Origin of the sequence: Streptomyces rugosispiralis (assembly GCF_024505145.1) — a bacterium.
Taxonomy (GTDB): Bacteria; Actinomycetota; Actinomycetes; order Streptomycetales; family Streptomycetaceae; genus Streptomyces; species Streptomyces rugosispiralis.
On record NZ_JANIAA010000008.1, the window covers coordinates 245,051 to 269,806 of the forward strand.

At 71.9% G+C, this 24,756-nt stretch carries 19 protein-coding genes; 15 read left to right on the forward strand and 4 right to left on the reverse strand.

All coding sequences use genetic code 11. From position 1 onward, the window contains the following. Window positions 1-423: 423 nt before the first annotated feature. Window positions 424-1,521, forward strand: a complete 1,098-nt coding sequence (locus tag NP777_RS16290; RefSeq protein WP_256650852.1) for a mechanosensitive ion channel family protein — start codon at window positions 424-426, stop codon at window positions 1,519-1,521. A 123-nt stretch (window positions 1,522-1,644) separates the two neighbouring features. Here NP777_RS16290 and NP777_RS16295 read toward each other — a convergent pair whose 3' ends face one another. Then, the gene (locus NP777_RS16295; RefSeq protein ID WP_256650853.1) at window positions 1,645-3,630 is read right to left on the reverse strand and encodes a S53 family peptidase; all 1,986 of its coding nucleotides are present in this window, start codon (window positions 3,628-3,630) and stop codon (window positions 1,645-1,647) included. A gap of 239 nt (window positions 3,631-3,869) precedes the next feature. Between NP777_RS16295 and NP777_RS16300 the strand changes: the two genes are divergently transcribed. The 13 genes from NP777_RS16300 to NP777_RS16360 all read left to right on the forward strand — a co-directional run bounded on the left by NP777_RS16300 (window position 3,870) and on the right by NP777_RS16360 (window position 21,726). Further along, on the forward strand, window positions 3,870-5,105 hold the full coding sequence (locus NP777_RS16300) for an ROK family transcriptional regulator (RefSeq protein ID WP_256650854.1): 1,236 nt from the start codon (window positions 3,870-3,872) through the stop codon (window positions 5,103-5,105). Between the two features lie 180 nt (window positions 5,106-5,285). Continuing rightward, entirely contained in the window at window positions 5,286-6,614 is a 1,329-nt protein-coding gene (locus NP777_RS16305; protein WP_256650855.1) for an ABC transporter substrate-binding protein, read from the forward strand. Window positions 6,615-6,625: 11 nt separating this feature from the next. Next, the gene (locus NP777_RS16310) at window positions 6,626-7,579 is read left to right on the forward strand and encodes a carbohydrate ABC transporter permease (protein WP_256650856.1); all 954 of its coding nucleotides are present in this window, start codon (window positions 6,626-6,628) and stop codon (window positions 7,577-7,579) included. A gap of 48 nt (window positions 7,580-7,627) precedes the next feature. Then, window positions 7,628-8,533 carry a carbohydrate ABC transporter permease gene (locus NP777_RS16315; RefSeq protein ID WP_256650857.1) on the forward strand — a complete coding sequence of 302 codons (906 nt, stop codon included), beginning with the start codon at window positions 7,628-7,630 and terminating at the stop codon, window positions 8,531-8,533. Further along, window positions 8,530-9,792 carry a 6-phospho-beta-glucosidase gene (locus NP777_RS16320; protein WP_256650858.1) on the forward strand — a complete coding sequence of 421 codons (1,263 nt, stop codon included), beginning with the start codon at window positions 8,530-8,532 and terminating at the stop codon, window positions 9,790-9,792. The genes NP777_RS16315 and NP777_RS16320 overlap by 4 nt, the downstream gene beginning before the upstream one ends. Before the next feature lie 77 nt (window positions 9,793-9,869). Then, the gene (locus NP777_RS16325; RefSeq protein WP_256650914.1) at window positions 9,870-10,880 is read left to right on the forward strand and encodes an N-acetylglucosamine kinase; all 1,011 of its coding nucleotides are present in this window, start codon (window positions 9,870-9,872) and stop codon (window positions 10,878-10,880) included. Window positions 10,881-11,013: 133 nt separating this feature from the next. Beyond that, window positions 11,014-12,423, forward strand: coding sequence for a hypothetical protein (locus tag NP777_RS16330; RefSeq protein ID WP_256650859.1), 1,410 nt, complete (start codon window positions 11,014-11,016; stop codon window positions 12,421-12,423). A 20-nt stretch (window positions 12,424-12,443) separates the two neighbouring features. Beyond that, entirely contained in the window at window positions 12,444-13,460 is a 1,017-nt protein-coding gene (locus NP777_RS16335; RefSeq protein WP_256650860.1) for a glutamate ABC transporter substrate-binding protein, read from the forward strand. A gap of 182 nt (window positions 13,461-13,642) precedes the next feature. Then, window positions 13,643-14,968, forward strand: coding sequence for a hypothetical protein (locus NP777_RS16340; protein WP_256650861.1), 1,326 nt, complete (start codon window positions 13,643-13,645; stop codon window positions 14,966-14,968). Further along, window positions 14,965-17,562 (forward strand): serine/threonine-protein kinase, encoded by a 2,598-nt coding sequence (locus tag NP777_RS16345; protein WP_256650862.1) that lies wholly within the window; start codon window positions 14,965-14,967, stop codon window positions 17,560-17,562. Before NP777_RS16340 ends, NP777_RS16345 begins: the two co-directional genes overlap by 4 nt. Window positions 17,563-17,565: 3 nt before the next feature. Further along, on the forward strand, window positions 17,566-19,020 hold the full coding sequence (locus NP777_RS16350) for a PP2C family protein-serine/threonine phosphatase (RefSeq protein WP_256650863.1): 1,455 nt from the start codon (window positions 17,566-17,568) through the stop codon (window positions 19,018-19,020). Between the two features lie 22 nt (window positions 19,021-19,042). Continuing rightward, window positions 19,043-20,476 (forward strand): vWA domain-containing protein, encoded by a 1,434-nt coding sequence (locus NP777_RS16355; protein WP_256650864.1) that lies wholly within the window; start codon window positions 19,043-19,045, stop codon window positions 20,474-20,476. A 68-nt stretch (window positions 20,477-20,544) separates the two neighbouring features. Then, complete coding sequence (locus NP777_RS16360) at window positions 20,545-21,726, forward strand: FHA domain-containing protein (protein ID WP_256650865.1); 1,182 nt, start codon at window positions 20,545-20,547, stop codon at window positions 21,724-21,726. Here NP777_RS16360 and NP777_RS16365 read toward each other — a convergent pair. Next, window positions 21,707-22,861, reverse strand: coding sequence for a methyltransferase domain-containing protein (locus NP777_RS16365; protein ID WP_256650866.1), 1,155 nt, complete (start codon window positions 22,859-22,861; stop codon window positions 21,707-21,709). The genes NP777_RS16360 and NP777_RS16365 overlap by 20 nt on opposite strands. 80 nt (window positions 22,862-22,941) lie before the next feature. Between NP777_RS16365 and NP777_RS16370 the strand changes: the two genes are divergently transcribed. After that, on the forward strand, window positions 22,942-23,346 hold the full coding sequence (locus NP777_RS16370) for a globin (protein WP_256650867.1): 405 nt from the start codon (window positions 22,942-22,944) through the stop codon (window positions 23,344-23,346). Window positions 23,347-23,417: 71 nt separating this feature from the next. Here the strand turns inward: NP777_RS16370 and NP777_RS16375 are convergent, their stop codons facing one another. Then, window positions 23,418-24,239, reverse strand: coding sequence for a hypothetical protein (locus tag NP777_RS16375; protein WP_256650868.1), 822 nt, complete (start codon window positions 24,237-24,239; stop codon window positions 23,418-23,420). Then, a complete protein-coding gene (locus NP777_RS16380) occupies window positions 24,236-24,754 on the reverse strand; it encodes an acyl-CoA thioesterase (protein WP_256650869.1) in 519 nt (172 codons plus the stop codon). The genes NP777_RS16375 and NP777_RS16380 overlap by 4 nt, the downstream gene beginning before the upstream one ends. Between the last annotated feature and the right edge of the window lie 2 nt (window positions 24,755-24,756).

The window sequence follows — 24,756 nt, forward strand, 5'->3', positions numbered from 1 at the left end:
GCTCGCGCCGGGACGATCTCCCCCAGTTTCCCCTGAACCCTGGCCGGAACGCCACTATCACCGGGTTAACGGTTGAGAGGCATTTCCGCGTACCGCACGTATACCCTCCGTACGCGGCGACGACACCGACCGCTTGACCACTGCCCTGTCGGCCCTCCGGCCACCTTGCGCACGAGGTGCGCAGGGAGCGGGATACCACCGCGAAGTGGCAAGAATCACGGCCCGCCCCGGCCGGTGCCGCCGCACGGCCCCGGCCGGGGCAGAACATGGAATTGCCGCCTCCGGACCCGCTCATATGCGCCCCCCGGCCGCGCTCGCGCGCTCTCGAACACAGGAACGGCGCACCTCGCGCCCGGCTAGTGTGTGAGAGGTTGCACGCGCGGGTGATCCGTGCGGGCATGTCGCATACGAAGGGTTTCTGCTGTGTTCTGGTCCGCTGCTCTGGCCGCTGACTCGACGCCTCGTCCCACGACTCTCGACGATGCGCAGAAGAGCGCCACGAACGCCGCGGGCTGGGTGGAGGAGAACTGGTCCACCTGGCTCGGCATCGGGCTGCGCATAGCCCTGATCCTGATCATCGCCTTCGTGCTCCGGTCCGTGGTCCGGCGGGCGATCACCAAGCTGATAGACCGCATGAACCGCACGGCCCAGGCCGTCGACGGCACCGCGCTCGGCGGACTGCTGGTCAATGTGGAGCGACGGCGCCAGCGGTCCGCGGCGATCGGCTCGGTGCTGCGCTCCGTGGCCTCGTTCCTGATCATGGGCACCGCGGCGCTGATGATCCTCTCCGCACTGCAGATCAATCTGGCGCCGCTGCTCGCCAGCGCCGGGGTCGCGGGTGTGGCGATCGGTTTCGGCGCCCGCAATCTGGTCACCGACTTCCTCTCCGGTGTCTTCATGATCCTCGAGGACCAGTACGGGGTCGGCGACTCGGTCGACGCCGGGGTGGCCTCCGGCGAGGTGATCGAGGTCGGCCTGCGCGTCACCAAGCTGCGCGGGGACAACGGTGAGATCTGGTATGTGCGCAACGGCGAGGTCAAGCGGATCGGCAACCTCAGCCAGGGCTGGGCGACGGCCGCGCTCGACGTCCAGGTCCGGGCCGAGGAGGATCTGGACCAGGTCCGGGCCGTGATCACGCAGGTCGGTGTGGACATGGCCAAGGAGGAGCCGTGGAACGAGCGGCTCTGGGAGCCGATCGAGGTCCTGGGGCTCGACGCGGTCTATCTGGAGTCGATGATCGTCCGGGTGTCCGCGCGGACCATGCCCGGCAAGGCGCTCGGCGTCGAGCGGGAGCTGCGCTGGCGGATCAAGAAGGCGCTGAACGAGGCGGGCATCCAGCTCGTCGGCCGGCCCCTGGACCCGGAGCTCCAGACCGACGCCGGCGACCCGAGCGCCGCCGCGGCGGCGCCGTCGGCGCTGGCCAACCCGGACTCGCCGCAGTCGGCGGCGGCCAGTCCGCTCACTCCCGGCACCGGTCCGGCCGCCCCCTCCGCGACGGTGCCGCCGCCCGCGGCGAAGTGACCGCGGCGGGCTTCGGCACAGCGGACACGACACGGCGGACACGACACGGCGGACATGACGAGGCTCCCGCCCCGGGGAGGGACGGGAGCCTCATGCGAACCGTAAGGAGCCGGGCCGGGCCGCTCAGCGGCGGTGGTGTCCGCCGAACGAGGTGAGGTAACCGGCCGCCGGCGTGCCCACACCGGTCACGTCGTCATAGCCCACGACCGCGTGGAGCGAGCTGTCCCGGCCGAGGCTGCGCAGCGAGGTCACCAGCCCGCCGGTGTCGTCGTGGCTGTTGACGTAGTCGACCCGGACCACGCCCAGCGAGACACCGGCGCCCAGCGGGTGGTCGGTCACATCGTGGTACGAGGCGGTGCCGTACCGGTCGTACAGCGAGGGGTTGGCGAAACCGATCGGCTGGCCACCGCGCGCCTGCTGGGCGAGCGCCTGGACACCGGCGATCACGGGCGCGGCCAGCGAGGTGCCGCCGATGCGGTACTCGCCGTACTGGAGCGACCCGTCCGGGAAGGCCTGGGTCTGGCCCACCAGGAAGCCGGTGTTGGGGTCGGCCACGGCCGCGACGTCCGGGGTCACCCGCTGCTTGGCGGTGCCGCCGTTGGCCAGGGCGAGCGCGTCCGGCACCACGCCGCGCTGGTAGAAGGGCTGGGCGACGGTCTTGCTGGTGCCGCCTCCGGCGCCGGAGGTGTACGCGCCGGGCAGTCCGCCCCAGTTGGTGCCGTCGGCCGAGAGGGTGGCCTTGGTGGTGCCCCAGCCGGTCTCCCACTGGTACTTCCCGCCCTTGCCGACGGCCAGGGAGGTGCCGCCGACCGCCGTCACCCACGCCGAATTGGCCGGGGTGTCGACCTGCTTGGTGCCGGTGGACGCCACGTTGTCGCCGTTGTCACCGGAGGAGAAGTAGAAGCCGATGCCCTCGACCGCGCCCTGCTGGAAGATCTGGTCGTAGGCGGCGGCCACGTCCGGCGTCTCGTTGGCCTCCACATCGCCCCAGGAGTTGGAGACGATGTCGGCCAGCCGGTTGTCGACGACCTTGGCGAGCGAGTCGAGCAGATCGTCGTCGGTGCAGGAGGCTCCGCCGACATAGACGATGTCGGCCGCGGGCGCCACCGCGTGCACCGCCTCGACGTCGAGGGTCTCCTCGCCGTACCAGCCGCCGGCGTCGCACTCCTCGGTGTACCGGTAGTCGGCCGGCAGCACCTGCGTCAACTGGCCCTTGCGGTAGCCCGGGTCGCCGTTGCGCTTGGCGTACTGGGCGGCGTCCGCGGCGATGGTGGGCGAGGCGAAGGCGTCGGTGATGGCCACGGTGACGCCCTTACCGGTGTTACGGCTCTTGGCGCCATAGGCGGCGCGCAACTCCTTGCCGGTGTACCCCTTGATCGCGTACGGCTGCTTGGCGCCGTAGGCCGAGGGCAGGCTCCGGTCGGTCCGGGAACCGTAGTAGGAGGAGAACGGCCCGGCGTTCTTGAAGACCGGTCCGGGGGGCGGGAGGGTCTCGTCGTGCTTGGCCCGCTTGGGCGCGTTGTCCAGGCCGACGACGGTCAGCACGGCGCCGTGGAGCGAGGCGGGCACGGTGGCCGCGTTCGACGGCGCCCGGTAGACCTTGCCGTCCTTGGTGTAGTTGTGCAGCTGGGTGCCGAACGCCCGCTCGGCGGCGGACACTTCGCCGGTGACCGACAGATAGTGCTGGTTGCCGCCGGTGACGGCGAGCCCGGCGCCCTTCAACCAGGCGGTCACGGCGTCCTTCTGCTGCCGTGTCGGTCCGAAACGTGCCTGGGTCCGCCGGGCCGACAGGAACGTTCCGTAGTGCGGCGAGGAGGGGTCGGACACGGCCTTGGCGTAGTCGGCCAGCCCCTTGGCGTCCCGTCCGGCCAGATAGACGCGCGCGGTGACCTTGTTGCCGTCATCGGTCGCGCCGCGGTCCGAACGTGCCGTCGCCCAGGCGGGCTTGGTGCCGTTCAGGGTGTCACGGCCGTGCGGTGCGGAGTCGGCCTGGGCCGTGGGTATGCCGAGCGCCAGCGCACCGGCCACCAGCGGCAGCGCCGCCGCCAACCCCAGGGCCGCGCGCTTTCTGGAGCGGGCTGTGCGCTCCCGGGAAGATATAGATCTCACCTAGCCCCCTTGCGATTCGAGTCGTCGCATGACGGTGGGGGCCGACGATCACAGTCACCCCACCGGAGGCCACTCTTACGGTGTCTTGTCCATGCCAGGTACATGGATGATCCATCTCTTCGCCAAGAACCCGCCAAGGAAAGCCCGCCCATGACCCATTGACGCCGCCCCGGTCCGCCCCCTAGCTTGCTATTCATCAATAGGAAACTTTCTTAACAGAGTGAGACGGGGGCACCACCATGGCCGCATCACCCGGCAGCAATTCGCAGGGCGGCACCCCCGGGACCCCCCGCGTCCTCCGCGCCATGAACGACCGCGCCGCACTGGAGCTGCTGGCCGCCCATGGACCGCTCACCCGGACCCGGCTCGGGGAGCTGACCGGGCTGTCCAAGCCCACCGCCTCCCAGCTGCTGACCCGCCTGGAGTCCGTCGGCCTGGTCCGCACCACCGGGAACGTCACCGGACGGCCGGGGCCCAACGCGCAGCTGTACGAGATCGATCCGGCCGCCGCCCATGTGGCCGCGCTCGCCGTGGACCAGGAGGGCATCACCGCAGCCGTCGCCGACATCACCGGTCAGGTCGTGGGAGAACACCGGGTGACGGCCCCGGCGACCGACGCGAGCGTGACCAACCGGACCGGGGAACTGGTCGCCGAGGCGGTGGACGGGGCACTGGCCGCCGCCGGGCTCGGCCGGGACGATCTGCACTCCACCGTGATCGGCACCCCCGGCGCGCTCGACCCGCGCACCGGGACGCTGCGCTACGCCCCGCATCTGCCCGGCTGGCAGTCCCGCACCCTGCGGGACGACCTGGCCGAGGTGCTGCACACACCGATCGTCATCGAGAACGACGTCAACCTCGCCGCCATCGCCGAACAGCACCACGGCACCGCCCAGGACTTCGACGACTTCGCGCTGGTCTGGGCCGACGAGGGGGTCGGCGCGGCCATCGTGCTCCACGGCACCCTGCTGCGGGGTGCCACCGGCGGGGCCGGGGAGATCGGCTATATGCCGCTGCCTGGCGCCCCGCTGGCCCGGGGCGGACCGGACGCCGCCGCCCGGCCGGACGGGGGTGGGGGGTTCCAGAAGCTGGTCGGCTCGCCCGCCGTCGTGGAACTCGCCCGCGACCACGGGATCGACGCGCCCACGGCCACCAAGGCACTCGCCGCCGCGCTGCGCACCCCCGGCCCGGGTGACGAGGTGCTGACCGAGCTGGCCCGTCGGCTGGCCACCGGGCTGGCTTCCGTCGTCGCCGTGGTCGACCCGGAGCTGGTCGTCCTTTCGGGTGAGGTCGCGCAGGCCGGCGGGGACCGGCTGCGGCAGTTGGTCGAGGCCGAGATGACCGGTCTCGCGCTGCCCCGGCCGCAACTGCGGATCAGTGAGATCGAGGGGGATCCGATTCTCATCGGCGCGCTGCGGACGGCGGTCGCCGATGCCCGTCAGACCGTTTTCGACACCGCCCGGTTCGACGCCTGAGTCACCGGGCGCCTCCACCACCTCGTACGTCCCTTCTCTTTTTCCCTCCGTCCCTTCTCAGGCCCTGGCCGCATATCCCCTTCGCCCGTTCTCCCCGTTGTCCCCGTTGTCCGTTGTCCGGCGCCCCTCACCGCCGCTTCCCCTGCCGTCCCCTCGCACCGCAGTAAAGGAAGTCTCCCCATGGCACGAAAACTGGCCGCTCTCGCCGCAGCACTGAGCGCCGGCGCCCTGCTCCTCACGGGCTGCGCCAATCCCAGTACCGGCAGCGCCGAGGACGATCCGACCAAGCCCGTCACGCTGAAGTTCTGGCACGGCTGGTCGGAGGACAGCGAGGTCAAGGCGATCGATGCCGGCATCGCCCGGTTCGAGGAGCTCCACCCCAATATCAAGGTGAAGGCCACCGGGAATGTCACCGACGCCACCGTGAACCAGGCGCTGCGGGCGGGCGGCGGCGACGCCCCCGATGTCGTCTCCTCCTTCACCACCAACAATGTGGGGCAGTACTGCTCCTCCGGTATGTGGGTGGACCTCGATCCGTTCATGAAGAAGACCGGTCTTGACAAGGCAAAGGTCTTCCCGAAAACGCTGCTGGACTACACGAGCTACCAGGGCGACCAGTGCGCCCTCCCGCTGCTCGCCGACGCGTACGGCATGTACTACAACAAGGACGCCTTCGCCGAGGCGGGTATCAAGCGGCCGCCCCGCACCATGTCCGAGCTGCGGCGCGACGCCGTCAAGCTGACCAAGCGCACCAAGAGCGGCGGCTATGAGCGGGTGGGCTTCATGCCCAATTTCCGGCTCTACCAGAACAGCCCGGACCGGTTCCTCGCCCAGTGGGGCCCCTCGTACTTCGGCAAGGACGGCAAGGCGCGGCTGGCGAAGGGCAAGGCGGCCAAGGAGTTCTACGCCACCACCGGGGAGCTGATGCGGAGCCAGGGCGGCTATGGCCCGCTGGAGACGTTCCGTACCTCCTTCGGCGATGAGATGTCGTCGCAGAACGCCTTTCTCACCGGAAAGCTCGCGATGCACATGGACGGCGAATGGCGCGGGCTCTTCATGAAGGGTGCGAAGTTCACATGGGGCACCGCCCCGCTGCCCGTGCCCGACGACCGGCCCGAGACCTATGGCCGCGGCTATCTCACCGGAACGGTGGTCGGCATCGCGCACAGCAGCACCCATCAGAACGCCGCCTGGGAGCTGGTGAAGTTCCTGACCGCCAACACCGATCAGGTGGTCGCCTTCGCCAACGCCATTCACAATGTGCCGTCCACCAAAGCGGCGCTCACCTCCCCGAAGCTGGACTCGGATCCCACCTTCCGGGCCTTCCTCGATATCGCGCAGAACCGCTACAGCACCGCCCTGCCGCCCTCGATCAACGGCGGTCAGTACGTCACCTCGCTGCAGGATTTCTCCTACGGCGTCGAGGCGGGCAAGGTGCACGATCTGGACGCCGGGCTACGAAAACTCGATGACGAGATAGACGCCGACAATCTCCAGGCACAGAACTGACGGAGTGCGACATGGCCACCTTGACGAACGCCCCCGCCCTGCGCCGTAAGGCGCGGCGCGAGCGGCTGCGCACCCTCGGTTTTCTCTCCCCCTGGCTGGTCGGCTTCACCGTCTTTTTCGGCTATCCGCTGATCGCCACCGTCTATTTCTCCTTCATGCACTACAACCAGATCGAGGCCCCAACCTTCGTGGGGCTGCGCAACTGGCGTTATGTGCTGGAGCAGATGCCGCTGTTCGGACCGGCGCTGTGGAACACGCTCTGGCTGGTCGTGGTCATGGTGGCGCTGCGGGTCGTCTTCGGCCTGGGCATCGGACTGCTGGTCACCAAGGTGAAGTCCGGGGTGGGATTCTTCCGCACCGCCTTCTATCTGCCGTATCTCGCCCCTCCGGTGGCGGCCACCGTCGCCTTCGTCTTCCTTCTCAATCCCGGCACCGGCCCGGTGAACGACATTCTCGGGAGCATCGGGATCCACGCCCCGAACTGGTTCAACGACCCGGCCTGGGCCAAGCCGTCCCTCGTACTGCTCTCCCTGTGGGGCATCGGGGATCTCATGGTCATCTTCATGGCGGCCCTGCTGGACGTCCCCAAGGAGCAGTACGAGGCGGCCGAGCTGGACGGCGCCGGGGCGTTCCACAAGTTCCGCTATGTGACCTGGCCGTCGATCACCCCGATCGTGATGTTCGCGGTCGTGACGGGCGTCGTCCAGACCATGCAGTACTACACCCAGGCGCTGGTCGCCGGAAAGCTCGCCTCCGGGGTCAGCGTCGGGCCCGGCTCGGTCATCCAGCCCGGCTACCCCGACCACTCCACGCTCACCGTGCCGCAGCTCGTCTACTCGCTCGGCTTCCAGAACTTCAACACCGGAGCCGCCTGCGTGCTCTCGCTCGTGCTGTTCGCGATCGCGATGGCCGTGACGACGCTGCTGATGCGCAAGCGTGCCGGACTGCTGTCGGCCGATGACTGAGCCGAGGACATCGATGACTGAGCCGAGGACTGAGAGGACCGATTCGCCATGACCGCCACCACCGCCCTCTCGGCGCCGTCCGCGCCCGCGCGCCCCGCCGCCGGACGCTCCCCCGCCCCCGCCGCCCGCCGCCGCGCCGCGCTGCACTGGATCGCCGTGCACACGGTCGCCATCGCCGCCGCGCTCTTCTTCATCCTGCCGTTCGTCTTCGTCTTCCTGACCTCGGTGATGAGCGACGACCAGGCGCTCAGCGGCGACCTGTGGCCCACCGAATGGAACTGGTCGAATTACGCCGATGTCTTCAACACCCCGGGCTTCCTGGACTGGTGGCGCAATTCACTGATATACGCCGGGCTCGGCACCCTCTTCACCGTCTGTTCCTCCATTCCGGTGGCCTACGCCCTCGCCAAATTCCGCTTCCGCGGCCGCCGCACCGCCATGCTGCTGGTCATCTCGACGATGATGCTGCCGCCGCAGGTGATCGTGATACCGATGTATCTGGTCTGGGCCCAGCAGCTCCATCTGTCGGGTTCGCTGTGGCCGCTGATCATCCCGATGGCGTTCGGCGACGCGTACTCCATCTTCCTGCTGCGCCAGTTCCTGCTGACGATTCCCCGGGAGTACCTGGAGTCGGCGAAGGTCGACGGCAGCGGGGAATTCGGCACGCTGCTGCGCATCGTGATCCCGATGGCCAAGCCGGGGATCGCGGCCGTCGCGCTGTTCCAGTTCTTCTACTGCTGGAACGACTACTTCGGCCCGCAGATCTACGCCTCGCAGAATCCGGGCGCCTGGACCCTCAGTTACGGCCTGGAGAGCTTCAAGAGCGCGCACAGCGTCAACTGGAATCTGACGATGGCCGCGACGCTGCTCGTCATGGCCCCCGTCATCATCGTCTTCTTCTTCGCTCAGAAAGCCTTCGTCGAAGGCGTCACACTGACAGGAGTCAAGGGTTGAAGCTCGCAGTCGTGGGGGGTGGGTCCACCTACACCCCCGAACTCATCGACGGATTCGCCCGGTTGCGGGACGTGCTCCCGCTGGAGGAGCTCGTCCTGGTCGACCCGGCCGCCGACCGGCTGGAGCTGGTCGGCGGGCTGGCGCGAAGGATCTTCGCCAAACAGGGCCACCCGGGGACCATCTCCTGGACCGACGACCTGGACGCGGGCGTGGACGGCGCGGACGCGGTCCTGCTCCAGCTGCGCGTCGGCGGCCAGGCCGCGCGGAACCAGGACGAGACCTGGCCGCTGGAGTGCGGCTGTGTCGGCCAGGAGACCACCGGCGCGGGCGGGCTGGCCAAGGCGCTGCGCACCGTCCCGGTGGTGCTGGACATCGCCGAGCGGGTGCGCCGCCGCAACCCCGACGCCTGGATCGTGGACTTCACCAACCCGGTCGGGATCGTGACCCGGGCGCTGCTCACGGCCGGGCACCGGGCGGTCGGCCTGTGCAATGTGGCCATCGGCTTCCAGCGGAAGTTCGCCAAGCTGCTGGGCGTGGAGCCCGGCGAGGTGACGCTGGAGCACGTCGGCCTCAACCACCTCACCTGGGAGCGCGCGGTGCGCATCGGCGGCACCGACGGTGCGGACGTGCTGCCCAAGCTGCTCGCGGAGCACGGCGAGGCGATCGCCGAGGACCTGCGGATGCCGCGCACGCTGGTGAGCCGGCTCGGCGTCGTCCCCTCCTACTATCTGCGCTACTACTACCGGCACGACGCGGTGGTGCGGGAGCTGCGCACCAAGCCGTCCCGGGCGGCGGAGGTCGCGGCGATCGAGCGGGAGCTGCTGGAGATGTACGGCGATCCGGCGCTGGACGAGAAGCCCGAGCTGCTCGGCAAGCGCGGCGGCGCGTTCTACTCGGAGGCGGCGGTCGATCTGACCTCGTCCCTGCTGGGCGACACCGGTGAGGTGCGGATCGTCAATACGTTCAACGAGGGCACGCTGCCCTTCCTGCCGGACGACGCGGTGATCGAGGTCCCGGCGGCCGTCAACGCACAGGGCGCGAAGCCACTGCCCGTGCGCCCCCTCGAGCCCCTGTTCGCCGGTCTGGTCGCGAATGTCACCGCGTACGAACGCCTGGCGCTGGAGGCGGCGTTGAAGGGTGGCCGGGAGCGGGTCTTCCAGGCGCTGCTGTCCCACCCCCTCATCGGCCAGATCGAATACGCCGAGAAGCTGACCGACGACCTCATCGCGCACAACCGGGAGCATCTGGCGTGGGCCTGACCCAGTCCGTATCGACCCCCTCTCCGTCCCCTTCGTCCACCTCCCCCTCGTCCGCGTCCCCGCCTGACGGGTCGGTCCTGGCGATCGACGCGGGCAACAGCAAGACGGACGTGGCACTCATCGGCCGGGACGGCTCCGTGCTCGGCGCGGCCCGCGGCGGCGGCTTCCGGCCGCCCGTCGTGGGCGCCGAGCAGGCCGTCGGCTCGCTCGCGCCGCTGGTGGAGGAGGTGGCGCGGCAGGCGGGACGGTCCGGTCCGGCGGGCGCGGGGCATGTCTCGGCCTGTCTGGCCAACGTCGATCTGCCCAGCGAGGAGGCGGAGTTGACGGGTGTCCTGGCCGAGCGCGGCTGGGGCGCCACCGTCACGGTCGCCAATGACACCTTCGCCCTGCTACGGGCCGGGGTCGGGGACGACGGCGAGCCGACCGGCGTCTCCGTGGTCTGCGGCGCGGGGATCAACTGCGCCGGGATCGGTCACGGCGGCCGGGTGGCCCGCTTCCCCGCCATCGGCCGGATCTCCGGCGACTGGGGCGGCGGGGGCTATCTGTCGGAGGAGGCGCTGTGGTGGGCGGCACGCGCGGAGGACGGCCGCGGCGAGCCGACCGAGCTGGCCCGCGCCCTGCCCGCGCACTTCGGCCTCACCACCATGTACGAGCTGATCGAGGCGCTGCATCTGGGCCGGCTGGAGCCGGGGCGGCGGCATGAGCTGACGCCGGTGCTCTTCGCGGTGGCCGGGGCCGGCGACGAGATCGCGCGGGCGATCGTCGACCGCCAGGGGGAGGAAGTGGTGACCATGGCGGTGGTCGCCCTCGGACGGCTCGATCTGCTGGGCGAGGAGACCCCGGTGGTGCTGGGCGGCGGGGTGCTCGCGGCCCGCCATCCGCTGCTGGACGACCGGATCCGCGAACTGCTCGCGGAGCGCGCCCCGAAGGCCGAGCCGCGGGTGGTCACCGCACCGCCGGTACTCGGCGCCGCGCTGCTGGGCCTGGACCGCACCGGCGCGCCGGAGTCGGCGTACGCCCGGCTGCGTGCGCACTACGCCCCGGCGGATGACGCGGAAAGTGGAACCGAAAGTCCTTCCGAAGCGTAATGAAAGGGGGAGGGAAGATCGCGATCCGAACAAGATCCAGGCTCGACCGGTGACCTCTCCTGGCGCCGCGGTCCATACTGCTGCGACACCGACCGCGACACCAACCAGGAATCCGGGCCAAGGGGGAGGTCTTGTGTCATACCCGCCGACCACCGGCAGAGCCGCACCGCCGCCCGCGCCCGCGGCCCCGCCGCGGACCGCGTGGGCCGAGGGGCTCGACCGGGCGCGGGCGGCGGCGACGACGCAGCCCGGCCGGCTGCGCGTCATCGGAGCGGTGCTGGCCGCGCTGGTGGTCGCGTTCGGCGCGGTCACGGCGTGGCAGGTCTCCGACCGCCAGACCGCGGCGGACGCCGTGGCCGAGCGCAGTCAGCCGCTGAGCGCGGACGCGGCGCAGATCTACCGCTCCCTCGCCGACGCGGACACCACGGCCACCGGAGGCTTCCTGGCGGGCGGCCAGGAGCCTCCCCAGGTCCGGCAGCGGTTCGTGCGGGACATCGACACCGCGTCCAAGCTGCTGGTGCGGGCCGCGGCCAATACGGAGGGCTCGTCCTCCGCCCGCGACGAGATACAGAAGATCAATCAGATGCTGCCGGTCTACACCGGTCTGATCGACTCCGCGCGTGCCAACAACCGCCAGGGGCTGCCGCTGGGCGGCGCGTATCTGCGCTATGCCAACGACACCATGCGCGACAAGCTGCTGCCCGCCGCGGGCAGGCTCTACCAGGCGGAGACCGCCCGTCTCGGGGAGGACTACGAGGACGCCGAGGCATGGCCGTGGGTGGCGATCGCCACCGGCCTGGTCGCGCTGGGCGCGCTGGGCTGGGCCCAGCGCCGTGAGTTCCAGCGGACCAACCGGGTGCTCAACCGCGGTCTGCTCACCGCCACGGCCGCCTCCACGGTGGTGATGCTGTGGCTGGTGGTCGGCCACGCGGTCGCCAGCACCCAGCTCAGCGACTCCAACGATCACGGGGCGAAGTCCCTCCAGGTGCTCAACGAGGCGCGGATCGACTCCCTGCGGGCCCGCGCCGACGAGAACCTGACCCTGGTGGCGCGCGGCGCGGTCGTCGTGGACGAGGACGGCGCCAACAAGGGCAAGGACGCCTACGACGTCAGCTATGGCTCGCGGATGTCCGCGCTCGTCGGCAAGGCGTCCGGCGACCGTCCCTCGGACGGCAGCCTGCTGGACAAGGCGCGCTCCCTCGCGGACGACGACGAGGGCCGCGAGCCGGTGGAGAAGGCGGGCGAGCGGATCCGGGAGTGGCAGGTGCGGCACAAGGCCGCCCGCGCCGCAGACGACGGCGGCGACTACAAGACGGCGCTGACGAAGGTCATAGGCGCCAAGGACAGCACCGGCGAGTCCTTCGACGCGGTGGACAGCCAGCTGGCCAAGGCCCTCGACCATGAGCAGCGGGAGTTCCAGCAGGCCGCCGACGACGGGCGCGGCGCGTTCACCGCCATGGCCCTGGGCGCCGGGGTGCTGGCCGTGCTGGGGGCCGCGGGAGCGGTGCTGGGCATAGGCCGCAGACTGTCGGAGTACCGATGAGGACGATGGGGGGCGGAAGCATGCGATCGCTGCGATCGGCCGCCGCGGTGACGGTATGCGCCCTGGGCGTGGCCACGGCCATCGCGGTCCCGGCGATGGTGGACGACGGCGGGGACGGCGACGGCAAGGGTGGTGCGCGGCAGCCGCATACGGTGCGGACCGGCGCCGAGGCCGCGGCGGCGGACAGCTGCCGCGATCCCGAGGCGAGCCTGCGCCCGTCCAGCGCGAGCGGCCCGGCCATCAAGCGGATCAAGAACCGTAAGGTCAACGGGCACAAGCTCAACAAGCTGATCGCCGGTGTCGACCAGAACAGCTACCGCTGGGGATACCGCGATCCGGCCACCGGCGACCTCACCGGCTTCGACATCGACCTGGTGCGCGCCATCGCCGACGACATCTTCGGCGATCCGGACGCGGTCATCTTCCGCACCATACCCACCAGTCAGCGCATCAAGGCCCTCCAGCAGGGCAAGGTCGACGTCGTGGTGCGCACCATGACCATCAACTGCGACCGGATCAAGGACGTGGCGTTCTCCACCGCGTACTTCCAGGCCGGGCAGCAGGTGCTGGCCCCCGACGACTCGTCCATCACCGGCTACAACAAGACCCTGCGCGGCAAGAGGATCTGCACCGCGCAGGGTTCCACCGCCGAGGCCGAGCTGGACAAGCCGGACACCGGGGCCGCGCATCTGGGCGCGATCAAGGTGAAGCCCGTGCCCAACCAGCTGGACTGCCTGGTAAGACTGCAGCTGGGCCAGGTGGACGCGGTGATCACCGACAATGCGCTGGCGGCCGGCCAGGCGGCCCAGGACCCCTCCGTCAAGCTCGTCGGCTCGCGATTCACCGATGAGTTCTACGGCGTGGCGATGAACAAGAACGACGACGACCTGGTACGCCGGGTCAACAAGGTTCTGGAGAACTACCGCCAGGGCGGGGCGGGCAGCCCGTGGATGCAGGCCTACCGGAAGTGGCTCGCCAAGGACTTCAGCACGACACAGGAGAACCCGACGCCGCCCGTCCCCCAGTACAAGGACTAGCGCGGACGAGGACCGGCACGGAGCAGGACCGGCGCCGACCAGCGCGCACGAGCACGACGGACCCGGACACATCGGGTAAGGGCAAGGATCACGGACCGGCAAGGATTAGCACCCGCCTCACACGCGTAGGGATGACGCAGCAGACGGATCACATAACGGTTACGGACATGGAGAGGTGATCGATGGGGGTCCCGGGACCCTTCCCCAGTTTCGCGGGGGCACCCGACGGCCCGGTCATGGGCCGGGAGGAGGTGGACCGCGCACTGGCGAAGCTCGCCGCCGAACACGAGGCGATCGAGTCCTCGCTGCTCGCCCTCCAGGACCACGCGGGCAGAAGGCTCCTCGAGGGCGCCGAGCTCACGGGCGTCACCAAGGACCGCTGGTCCACCACCGAGCAGGCCATCTCTCTCCTGTGGAGCTACTTCGACGCGTACAGCGAGGCCCTCACCCGGGCCCGTGAGGTGCGCTCCCGTCACCGCTGGCCGACGCAGGACGAGTTGACCGAGCTCACCGAGCTGCTGTGCGGCACCGCGATCACCCTGCCCAGCAGCGCCACCCTCGGCGGTTCCCCGCTGCTCAGCGAGGAGTTGGGCCTGGACCGGCTGGTCGACCGGATGAACCGCTGGTACGCGGAGGCCATCGACGTCATCGTCAGCGCCGACGCCGTATGGTCCGCGCTGCCCGCCCGAATCGACATGCTCTCCGCCGAGCTGCACCGCACCCGTTCGCTCGCCCACTCGGTGGGGGTGCGCCCCGGTGAGCACCCCTCGGGGGACGATCTGGAGCAGATCACCGCCGAGCTGACCGCGCTGCGCGCCGAAGTGGTCTCCGACCCGCTGGCCTTCTGGAACCCGGCAAGCGGCAGCTCCGCTCCCGGCGGCGGCAGTCCCGACACCGAGCGCTATGACCGCGCCGCCCGCGCCCTGGAGGATGTGCGCCGGGAGATCGAGGCGGTCCTGGATGTGCGGCAGGACGCCGAGCGGCGGCTGATGCGGCTGCGGGATGTGCTCTCCCGCGCCGATCGCACCCTGGCGGAGGCGCGCCAGGCGCGCGGTGAGGTGCTCGCGAAGATCGCGGCATCGGAGGTTCCGGCCGTCAGCGGCCCGCCGACCGCGCTGCACGAGCAGCTGGTCGCCGCCGCCGACTACCGCAGGCGCTCGCAGTGGCACCGGCTCTCGCCGCTGCTGGAGAGCCTGGAGCAGCGCGCCGACGACGAGCTGCTGCGGGCCCGCGAGTCGTTGACCGCGGTCACCGCGCCGCTCGCGGTCCGCGCCGAGCTGCGCGGCCGACTCGACGCGTACAAGGCGAAGGTCGCCCGCCATGGCATGGCGGGCGATCCGTTCCTGGTGGAGCGGTATGACGTGGCCCGCCGAATGTTGTGGAGCGCCCCGTGCGATCTGCGGGTGGCCGAGCAGGCCGTGCTGCGCTACCAGCAGGCGGCGGCCGAGGCCCTGGTGCCACGCCAGACGGGCCCGGCCGGGCAAGGCATCGAGGGAGGCACGGAATGAATGCGGCGGTCGTCGCCTGCCAGCGGCGTGACTGCGGCGGGTCCTACGAGGACGTGGGCGGAGGCGAGCTGTACTGCGATGTGTGCGGTATGGCCCCGGTCGTCTCACCGCAGGGGATGGTGGCCTCACCGCCCACCGGGATCACCGGCCAGGCCGGTCCTGGCGGAAGTTCCTCGTCCCGGAGCGAGGGCTCGTCGGCACGGAGCGGGGGCTCGTCGGCACGGAGCGCAGGCTCGTCGGCACGGAGCGGGCGTTCCTCGGCGACCGGCCGGGACTCCTCGTCCGGCACCTCGGGCCGGTCCCGCTCGGCCCGCTCCTCCTCGTCCCGGCGCTCGGTGTCCGGGCGGCTGTCCCGCTCCATGTCCGGGCGGACCTCGTCCCGTTCGGTCTCGGTGCGCAGCTCCCGCTCCTCCACCTCGGCCTCCTCGGGGCGGAACGCCCTGGGCGCCGGTCTGGTCAACGTCCCGGATGTGCCGCGCCCCGATCCGCGGACGGCGGTGCTGGCGGACCCCGAGGTCCCCGAGCGCAAGCGGTTCTGCAGCCGTGGGGACTGCGGCGCCCCGGTGGGCCGCGCCCGCGGCGTACGGCCGGGCCGTACGGAGGGGTTCTGCACCAAGTGCGGCCATCCGTACTCGTTCGTACCGAAGTTGAACCCCGGTGACATCGTCCACGGCCAGTACGAGGTCGCGGGCTGTCTGGCGCACGGCGGGCTCGGCTGGATCTATCTGGCCATCGACCGCGCGGTGTCGGACCGCTGGGTGGTCCTCAAGGGCCTGCTGGACACGGGCGACGAGGAGGCCCTGGCGGCCGCCGTCTCCGAGCGCCGCTTCCTCGCCGAGATCGAGCACTCCAACATCGTCCGGATCTACAACTTCGTCGAGCACCTCGACCAGCGCACCGGCAGCCTCGACGGCTACATCGTCATGGAGTACGTGGGCGGCAAGTCCCTGAAGGACATCGCCAACGCCCGCCGCACCACGGACGGCCGCCGCGATCCGCTGCCGGTGGAGCAGGCGTGCGCCTACGGCATCGAGGCCCTGGAGGCGCTCGGCCATCTGCACAGCCGCAATCTGCTCTACTGCGACTTCAAGGTCGACAACGCCATTCAGCAGCAGGACCAGCTCAAGCTGATCGACATGGGCGCGGTCCGGCGGATGGACGACCACGACAGCCCCATCTACGGCACGGTCGGCTATCAGGCCCCCGAGATCTCCGAGTCCGGCCCGTCGATCTCCTCCGACCTCTACACGGTGGCGCGCACCCTGGCCGTGCTCACCTTCGACTTCCAGGGCTATACCAACGTCTTCGTGGACAGCCTGCCGGACCCCGAGCACATCGAGGTCTTCCGGCGCTATGAATCCTTCTACCGGCTGCTGGTGCGGGCCACCGATCCCGACCCGGGGCGCCGCTTCGCCTCCGCGCGGGAGATGGCCGACCAGCTGACCGGGGTGCTGCGGGAGGTCGTGGCGCTGCAGACCGGGCGGCCCCGGCCGGCCCTGTCCACGCTCTTCGGACCGGAACCGCGCGTCGTGGACACCGAGTTGTTCGCCGACGACGGAAAGGATCCGTCCCTGCTGGGCGCCCGGTCCATCGGCGGCGCCACCACCGAGCCCCTCATCCCCGCACAGCGCCCGCCGGGCCCCCTGGCCCTGCCGGTGCCCGCCATCGCCACGCTGGACGGGCGGGCCACCGCGCTGGCGCTCCCGGTGCCGCTGGTGGACTCCGAGGACCCCAACGCCGGGTTCCTGGCCGGTCTGCTGGCCGCCGACCCCGCCGAGGTGAGCGCCGCGCTGCGGACCGCGCCCGTCGATTCGGTCGAGCTGCGGCTGCGCCGGGTGCGCGCCCAGCTGGAGCTGGCCCAGGAGCAGGACGCGGGCGTCGCGCTCACCGGTCTGGAGGCCGCGTACAGCGACGACTGGCGGATCGTCTGGTACCGGGGGCTGCACGCGCTGGCCACCGGCGACCGCGAGACGGCCGCGCTCTCCTTCGACGCCGTCTACGACGCGTTCCCCGGTGAGCCCGCGCCCAAGCTGGCGCTCGGCGTCTGCGCCGAGGTTCTGGGCCAGTTGGACAACGCGGCGGAGTACTACCGGCTGGTCTGGGCCGCCGACCCCAGCTTCGTGAGCGCCGCCTTCGGCCTCGCCCGGGTCCTGCTGTGCTCCGGGGACCGCCCGAGCGCGGTGCGCGCCCTGGAGTCGGTGCCGGAGTCCTCGATCCACTACACGGCGGCGCGGGTCGCCGCCGTACGGGCCCGGCTGCGCCAGCGTGCCCCGTACGACGCCCTGCTGACCGATCTGACGGCCTCGGCGGTCCAGGTCGAGCGGCTGGGCGAGTTCGGTCTGGACGCGGTGCGGCGCGAGCGGCTGCGTACCGAGGTCTTGGGCAGCGCCCTGGATTGGGTACTGTCCGGCAGCAGCGGGGCGCCCCCGGGACACAACCGGCCGCCTCTGCTCGGCAGCAGCCTGGACGAGCGTGGGCTGCGCTTCGGATTGGAGCGCTCGTACCGTGTACTCGCCAGACTCGCGCAGCGAGGCGAGGAGAGGATCGAACTGGTGGAGCGGGCCAACCGTTTCCGCCCCAGGACGTGGGTGTGATCGATGTCGCAGATGCCGCAGCCGCCCCAGCTGTCAGCCTGCCCGACCTGTGATGAGCCGCCGCAGGCGGGAGACCGATACTGCGATCGGTGCGGTGCCGATCTGACGGTGGCCGCCGCGCTGGCGGCGGAGGCCGCACTGTCGGCGGAGGCGATCGCCGACCGGTCGGAGGCGCACCGCGGCCGGCCGGAGGCGTACGGCGACCAGCCGGAGGCGTACGGCGACCAGCCGGAGGCGTACGGCGACCAGCCGGAGGCGTACGGCGACCTGCCGGTGCCGCCGCGGGTGAACGGGGCGGCGTGGTCCAGCCACCCGGGGCCGGAGCCGGACGACTACGAGCTGGCAGCCCCGACCTCCGGCGGGTACGGCCAGGTGGCCGACCCGCGGGCCGCGGCGGCGCTCGGCGCGCCCGAGGCACCCGGCGAGTCCGGCAGCCACCCGGAGACCAACGCGAGTACCCACACCAGCGCGGCGAGCAGCACGGACAGCGGGACCGGCGCCGGGGCGGACCCCCGGCTGCCCGGCGGCGAGCACCGCCCCCGGTGCGCCGCGTGCCAGGAGGGCACCATCGACCAGGACGGATACTGCGAGCGCTGCGGGCACGCCCAGGCACGGACACGCGACCATATGGAGAGTGAGTTGGAGGGAGTCGCGGCGGCCAGCGACCGGGGGCTGCGCCACCACCGCAACGAGGACGCGTTCTCGGTGTCCACCGCCGCGCTGCCCGACGGCACACCGGTCATGGTCGCCGTGGTGTGCGACGGGGTCTCCTCGGCCACCCGGCCCGACGACGCCTCGGCCGCCGCGGCCCATGCCGCGGGTCAGGCGCTGCAGGCCGCGCTGCCGCGCGGCGCCCACCCCCAGCAGGCCATGAACGAGGCGATCATCGCCGCCGCCGACGCGGTCAACTCCCTGGCCCTGGACACCGGCGCGGCCGCCCCCCACCACGAGGGGCAGCGCCATCAGAACGCACCGGCGTGCACCATCGTCAGCGCCGTCGTCACCAGCGACATCCTCACCATCGGCTGGGTCGGCGACAGCCGCGCCTACTGGGTCCCCGACGACCGTACGGCCCCGCCCGCGCGGCTCACCGAGGACGACTCCTGGGCGGCCCAGATGGTGGCCGCGGGGCTGATGTCGGAGGCGGAGGCGTACGCGGACGAGCGCGCCCACGCCATCACCGGCTGGCTCGGGGCGGACGCCTATGAGCTGGAGCCCCACACCGCCTCGTACAAGCCGGACCGGCCGGGCGTCGTGGTGGTGTGCACCGATGGGCTGTGGAACTACGCCGAATCGGCGGAGCAGATGGCCCGCGCGGTGCCGCCGGACGCCCGCGCCCGGCCGCTGAACAGCGCGCAGATCCTGGTCGGCCACGCCCTGGACGGCGGGGGCCACGACAACGTAACAGTGGCGGTCGTGCCGTTCCCCGCCGCCCCGGGCCGGGCAGGATCCGCCTGACGGTCGCCAAGGAGCGGATGACATGGCCCACTTCTCCACGCCCGATGCGCCGCGGTTCTCGGTCGAGGTCCACCAGAACGAGTACCTCCCCGAGGGAGGCCGCGAGGTGAACGCGATCATCACCGTCACCTCGGCCGGCGGCGGGGCCCCGGCAGGGCCGCCGATACCCGCCCCCGGCGCGTACCAGGACGCTCCTGGTAGGTACCAGCACGCTCCCAGCGCGTACCAGGACGCTCCCGGTGCGTACGACAGCGCGTCCGGCCGGGGCGGCGGCTCCGCCCGCGCGGCCGTTGTGATCATGGTGGACTGCTCCGGCTCGATGGACTATCCGCCGACGAAGATGCGCCACGCGCGGGACGCGACCGCCGCAGCGATCGACACGGTGCGCGACGGCGTGGCCTTCTCCGTGGTGGCGGGCACCCACAAGGCGGTCGAGGTCTTCCCCGGCAACGGGCAGTTGGCCACCGCCGATCCGCTCACCCGCGCCCAGGCCAAGGACGCGCTGCGGAGCCTGAGTCCGGGCGGCGGCACCGCGATCGGCACCTGGCTGCTCCAGGCCGACCTGCTGTTCGACTCCACCGACGCCGAGATACGGCACTGCATCCTGCTCACCGACGGGCGGAACGAGCACGAGGAGCCGCAGCGGCTGAGGACCGTGCTCGACGCCTGCGCGGGCCGCTTCACCTGCGACGCCCGCGGAGTGGGCACGGACTGGGAGGTCGAGGAGGTCACCGGGATCGCCGCCGCCCTGCTCGGAACGGCGGACATCGTGGCCGATCCCGCCGGGCTCGCCGCGGACTTCACGCGGATGATGGAGACGGCGATGGGCAAGGAGATCGCCGACGTCGGCCTCCGGCTGTGGACCCCCAAGGGCGCCGAGGTGGCGTATGTGAAACAGGTCGCGCCGACGGTGGAGGATCTGACCGCCCGGCGCGTCGAGGCCGGCCCGCGCGCGGGCGACTACCCCACCGGGTCCTGGGGCGATGAGTCCCGTGACTACCACGTGTGTGTGCGGGTTCCGGCGGCCGAGGTCGGCCAGGAGATGCTCGCGGCCAGGATCTCCCTGGTTCAGCCGGCGCCCGAGGGGGTCGGCAGCCCGCCGAGCCCTCTGGCGCAGGGGCTGGTGCGCGCGGTGTGGACCGATGATCTGGCCGTCTCCACCGCGATGAATCCGCAGGTGGCGCACTATACGGGCCAGGCCGAACTGGCACAGGCCATCAAACAGGGCATGAATGCCCGCAAGTCCGGCGATGCCGAACAAGCGACCGCGAAGCTGGGGCGTGCCGTACAGCTGGCGGCCGCATCGGGGAACGAAGACACGGCGAAACTGCTTGCGAAGGTGGTGGACGTGCTCGATGTGGCGGCAGGTACTGTGCGACTGAAGGCGAAGGTCGCGGAGGCGGACGAGATGACACTCGAAACGCGCTCCACCAAGACAGTTCGCGTCAAGAAGTAGCACATAACCAGCACTCACGTAGCTCTTCTCGGCAGAAACGCCAAGAACGCCACAGAGGGGGATCCGACATGCCGACCTGTCCCAACGGCCACCAATCGGCGGCCGACGACTGGTGCGAGGTGTGTGGGCACCGGATGTCGGGGACACCCATGCCCTCCGGCGCCGTCCCGCCACCTCCACCCACGCCGAACGGGCCCGGTGTTCCCGTGCCACCGGGTGGCTACGGGAGTCCCGGGCCGGGCGGCCCACCGCCGCCCGGCGGCGCGGGGGGCTACGGCTATCCGGCACAGCAGCAGGAGCTGTGCCCGCAGTGCCGTACGCCGCGTGAGGCGCAGGCCCCGTTCTGCGAAGAGTGCCGCTTCAACTTCCAGACGCACGCGCCGTCTCCGTACGGCCCGCCGCAGGGCGGATACGCGCCGCCGCCGCAGCCCGGTCCGCCGCAGCCCGGCCCCGGGGGGCCGCAGGGCCCGCACCCGGCGCAGGGCGGCGGTCAGCCCCCCGGCTTCGGCGGCGACAGCGACTGGACGCTTCCGCCGCCGCAGGGGGGCGCACCGCACCCGGGCACGCCCCCGCACGGCGCCCCGCAGCAGGGCGTCCCGGGCCACGGCGCGCCCCAGGCCCCGCAGTACGGCTACGGCTACCCCCAGGCCCCGGCGCCCCCGGCCCAGCCGTACGGGAACGAGGCGCCCCCCGCCCAGCCGTACGGGAACGAGGGGTACGCCCCGCCGCCCCAGCAGCAGGGGCCGGGCCACCAGCCACCCCAGCAGCAGCACCCCGGTGCCCCGCAGCAGCAGCACCCCGGCGGCGCCCAGTTCGGCCAGGGCGGGGCCCCGGTGCAGGCGCCCGGCAACTGGATAGCCGTCGTCGCCCCGGACCGTGAGTACTTCATGGCGATGATGAACCGCAGCGGCCCGGAGGCCGCCGGGCTGAACCTCCCGGCCTACTCCCCCGAGCAGCAGCTCCCGCTCAACGGCCACCAGATCACCATCGGCCGGCGCCGCCACAGCACCGGTGAGGCTCCCGACATCGACCTCGGGCGGCCGCCCGAGGACCCGGGCGTCTCGCACCAGCACGCGCTCCTCGTCCAGCAGCAGGACGGCGTCTGGGCGGTCGTCGACCAGGACTCGACCAACGGGACCACGATCAACGGCGGCGAGGAGCCGATCCAGCCGTTCGTACCGGTGCCGCTCCGGGAGGGCGACCGCGTCCACGTCGGCGCCTGGACGACGATCACGGTGCGACGGGGCTGAGACCCCCGAAGGGCTCAGGACGGCCGGGAGGGCCCAGCGGCCAGCCGTAGGCGCCCTCCGGATCGTCCAGCCAGGCCCATTGGCGCTCGCCCCGCACCGTCACCCCGTAGCGCTCCCGCCCTGGCCTGCCCTCGTGCTCCCACAGCGCGAGGGCTTCGACCGGCTCCATATGGCCCGCGGCCATGTTCAGCAGGAAGCGGAAGGAGTCGTCCAGCAGCGGCCGGGACGGCAGCCCGTGGGTGGGCACCTGAGTCGGCGGGCCGCCGCCGCGCAGCGGGACGAAGTACGCGGGGATGGCCAGGAAGTGACCCTCGGCATGGCGGGCGTCGGCGACCCGCAGGGCGATCAGCCCGGTCCCGAGCGGCGTCAGGATCAGCGCGTCCGGCCGGCACTGGCCGAGCCATGCGGACGGGATCGACGCCACGGCGCAGGTGGCGATGATCCGGTCGTAGGGGGCGTGCAGCGGACAGCCGCGCGCCCCGTCGCCGGTGACGACCGCGGGGCGGAATCCGGCCGCGGCCAGATGGTTGCGGGCGGCCTCGGTGATCTCCGGGTCGAGGTCGAGGGTGGTGACGTGGGCGTCGCCGAGCCGATGGGCCAGCAGCGCGGCGTTGTAGCCGGTGCCCGCGCCGATCTCCAGCACCCGGTCCCCGTCCCGCACCCGGAGCGCCTGGAGCATCCGGGCCATCAGCGACGGCTGGCTGCTGGAGGTGATCAGCTCACCGTCGCGCACCCGGGTGGCGAGCGGGGCGTCCGCGTAGGCGCCGGCCAGCCAGCGGGCCCGGCGCAGCGGGTGGGGGTCGTCGCGCCACAGCCGGGTGTAGCCGACCGTCCCGTGCGCCGCGCTCACCTCTCCTGCCCGTGTTGTCCTGGTGTCCTGCGGTGCGGCCGCCGCGGCCGCGTCCCCGGCCTCGTAGTAGTAGGGCACGAAGAGATGGCGCGGCACCTCCTCGAAGGCCGCCCGCCAGGCGGGGTCGGTGAGTCCGCCGCCCGCCACGATCCCCCGGACCAGCCCGGTCCGCAGCGCCGCGGCCTCCTCGGCGTGCCCATCGGCCTCCCGGCCCGCAGGCCTCCGCCGCGCCACACGCTCCGCGGCGTCCGGCGCACTGCGCGTACTCCCGCCCGTGCTGCCCATGACTCCACTCTCCTGCGCCCGGCCCCCGGCCGCGACCCACGCCCCCTTTTCCGGACGGGGGCGTCTGAGAGCATGGAGGCGTGAAAGAGATTCCGCGAGGCACACTTCAGGAGCAGACCTTCTACGAGCAGGTCGGTGGCGAGCAGACCTTCCGGCGCCTGGTCCACCGCTTCTACCAGGGGGTCGCGGAGGACCCGCTGCTCCGGCCGATGTACCCCGAGGAGGACCTGGGACCGGCCGAGGAGCGGCTCGCACTCTTCCTGATGCAGTACTGGGGCGGCCCCCGCACCTACAGCGACAACCGCGGCCACCCCCGGCTCCGCATGCGCCACGCCCCCTTCACCGTGAACCGCGCAGCCCATGACGCCTGGCTGCGCCATATGCGCGACGCGGTGGACGAGCTGGAGCTGGCCCCGGAGCTCGAGCGCCAGCTGTGGCACTACCTCACCTACGCCGCCGCCTCCATGATCAACACGGAGGGCTGACCCGGCGGGTCGCCCCCCGGGGGACCCGGGGGCTGAACAGCGGGCTGCCGTGGAGGGCCGCCCCGGCGGGCTCAGGCGGGCGTGACGGACAGCCCGGACAGGCCGCTGGACACACCCGATGTACGCACCGCGATCGAACCGTACGGCGTGCGCAGCCGTAGCCAGCCGCCCGCGGCGAGCAGCGCCAGGGGCTCGGGCGCGGCGGTGGCCACGCCGCTCCCGTGGGCGGTGGCGGCCGGTGCCGCCGCCCGGACCGGGCGCAGGAAGCCCAGCGACTGCGCGGCGTGCACGGCGCGCAGCGGAAGCCCGGTGTCGCCGAGGGTGCGGGACCAGATCTCATGGCCGATGCGGTCGCGCTCGGCGCGCGTACGGCCCTCCTCGGGGAGCGCCGCGTCACGGGCCCGGAACTCGGCGACGGCGGCGGCGACCGCCCCGCGCACCTCGTCCACGCCCGGCAGCCCGTTCACCCGGCGCCAGCCGCCGCGCGGCGGCAGCACCCCGGCCCATGGCGGCCCGGTGACGGCCTGCGGCACCGGGACCACCAGGCCCCGGACGCGGCCTTCGGAACCGTCGGTGGTCCGCTCGGCCCGCGCCGTGTCCAGCGCGTCCGCGAACTCGCCCGCCGAGACGGTCGCGTCCAGGGCGCCCGCCCCGGCCGACGTGTCCGACGCGGCCGACGCGGCCTCGGTGCTGACGATCGCCTCGAGCCGCGCCGTACGGATCGCGAGGACCTCGAAGGACGGCGGCCGGCCGAAGACGGCGAGCACACCGCCGCCCGCCTGCAGCCGCACCGCCGCCGCCCGGTCGTAGTGGATCAGCCGGGCCAGGAAGGCGGCGAGATCGGCCGCCTCCCCGGCGTCGGCGAAGTGGAGCTCCTGGCTGGAGGCCGTCATACCGAGACGGCCCCCTCCGCCCGCTCGGCGCCATCGGCGGATCCGGCGGGCTCCGTGGCCGCCTCGGGCGCCTTGGACGCCTTCTTGGCGGCGCCCTTCTTCACCGGGTCCGGCTCCAGGTACTCGGTCAGGAACTTCTCCTCTTCCGGGGTGACCCGGCGCGGGCGGCCCTGGTCGAGGTCGTAGGGCACGATGCGGGTGGCGGCACGCACATACAGGGCGTCCTCGTCCTTGATCTCATAGCGCAGGGTGAGATACGCGGCCTTGATCTCCGTCACCCAGGTCTCGATCGTCACCGGACGGTGCCGGTGGACGAGGGGCTTCAGATAGTCGATCTCGTGCCGGGCCACGACCACGCCGCCGGTGAACGCGTCGCTCCCGTTCCCCGGCGCCAGCCGCCACATGAAGTCGACCCGGGCCTCCTCCAGATAGCGGAGGAAGGTCACGTTGTTGACGTGGCCGAACGCGTCCATGTCGGACCAGCGCAGGGGACAGGGGTAGATATGGCGCGCCATCC

Excerpts from the sequence above, each read along its gene's own strand:
- NP777_RS16350 (WP_256650863.1), top strand. The coding sequence starts at position 17,566 with ATGTCGCAGATGCCGCAGCCGCCCCAGCTGTCAGCCTGCCCGACCTGT.
- NP777_RS16335 (WP_256650860.1), top strand. The coding sequence starts at position 12,444 with ATGCGATCGCTGCGATCGGCCGCCGCGGTGACGGTATGCGCCCTGGGC.
- NP777_RS16315 (WP_256650857.1), top strand. The coding sequence starts at position 7,628 with ATGACCGCCACCACCGCCCTCTCGGCGCCGTCCGCGCCCGCGCGCCCC.
- NP777_RS16305 (WP_256650855.1), top strand. The coding sequence starts at position 5,286 with ATGGCACGAAAACTGGCCGCTCTCGCCGCAGCACTGAGCGCCGGCGCC.
- NP777_RS16300 (WP_256650854.1), top strand. The coding sequence starts at position 3,870 with ATGGCCGCATCACCCGGCAGCAATTCGCAGGGCGGCACCCCCGGGACC.
- NP777_RS16310 (WP_256650856.1), top strand. The coding sequence starts at position 6,626 with ATGGCCACCTTGACGAACGCCCCCGCCCTGCGCCGTAAGGCGCGGCGC.
- NP777_RS16340 (WP_256650861.1), top strand. The coding sequence starts at position 13,643 with ATGGGGGTCCCGGGACCCTTCCCCAGTTTCGCGGGGGCACCCGACGGC.
- NP777_RS16355 (WP_256650864.1), top strand. The coding sequence starts at position 19,043 with ATGGCCCACTTCTCCACGCCCGATGCGCCGCGGTTCTCGGTCGAGGTC.
- NP777_RS16360 (WP_256650865.1), top strand. The coding sequence starts at position 20,545 with ATGCCGACCTGTCCCAACGGCCACCAATCGGCGGCCGACGACTGGTGC.
- NP777_RS16380 (WP_256650869.1), bottom strand. The coding sequence starts at position 24,754 with ATGGCGCGCCATATCTACCCCTGTCCCCTGCGCTGGTCCGACATGGAC.
- NP777_RS16375 (WP_256650868.1), bottom strand. The coding sequence starts at position 24,239 with ATGACGGCCTCCAGCCAGGAGCTCCACTTCGCCGACGCCGGGGAGGCG.
- NP777_RS16365 (WP_256650866.1), bottom strand. The coding sequence starts at position 22,861 with ATGGGCAGCACGGGCGGGAGTACGCGCAGTGCGCCGGACGCCGCGGAG.
- NP777_RS16345 (WP_256650862.1), top strand. The coding sequence starts at position 14,965 with ATGAATGCGGCGGTCGTCGCCTGCCAGCGGCGTGACTGCGGCGGGTCC.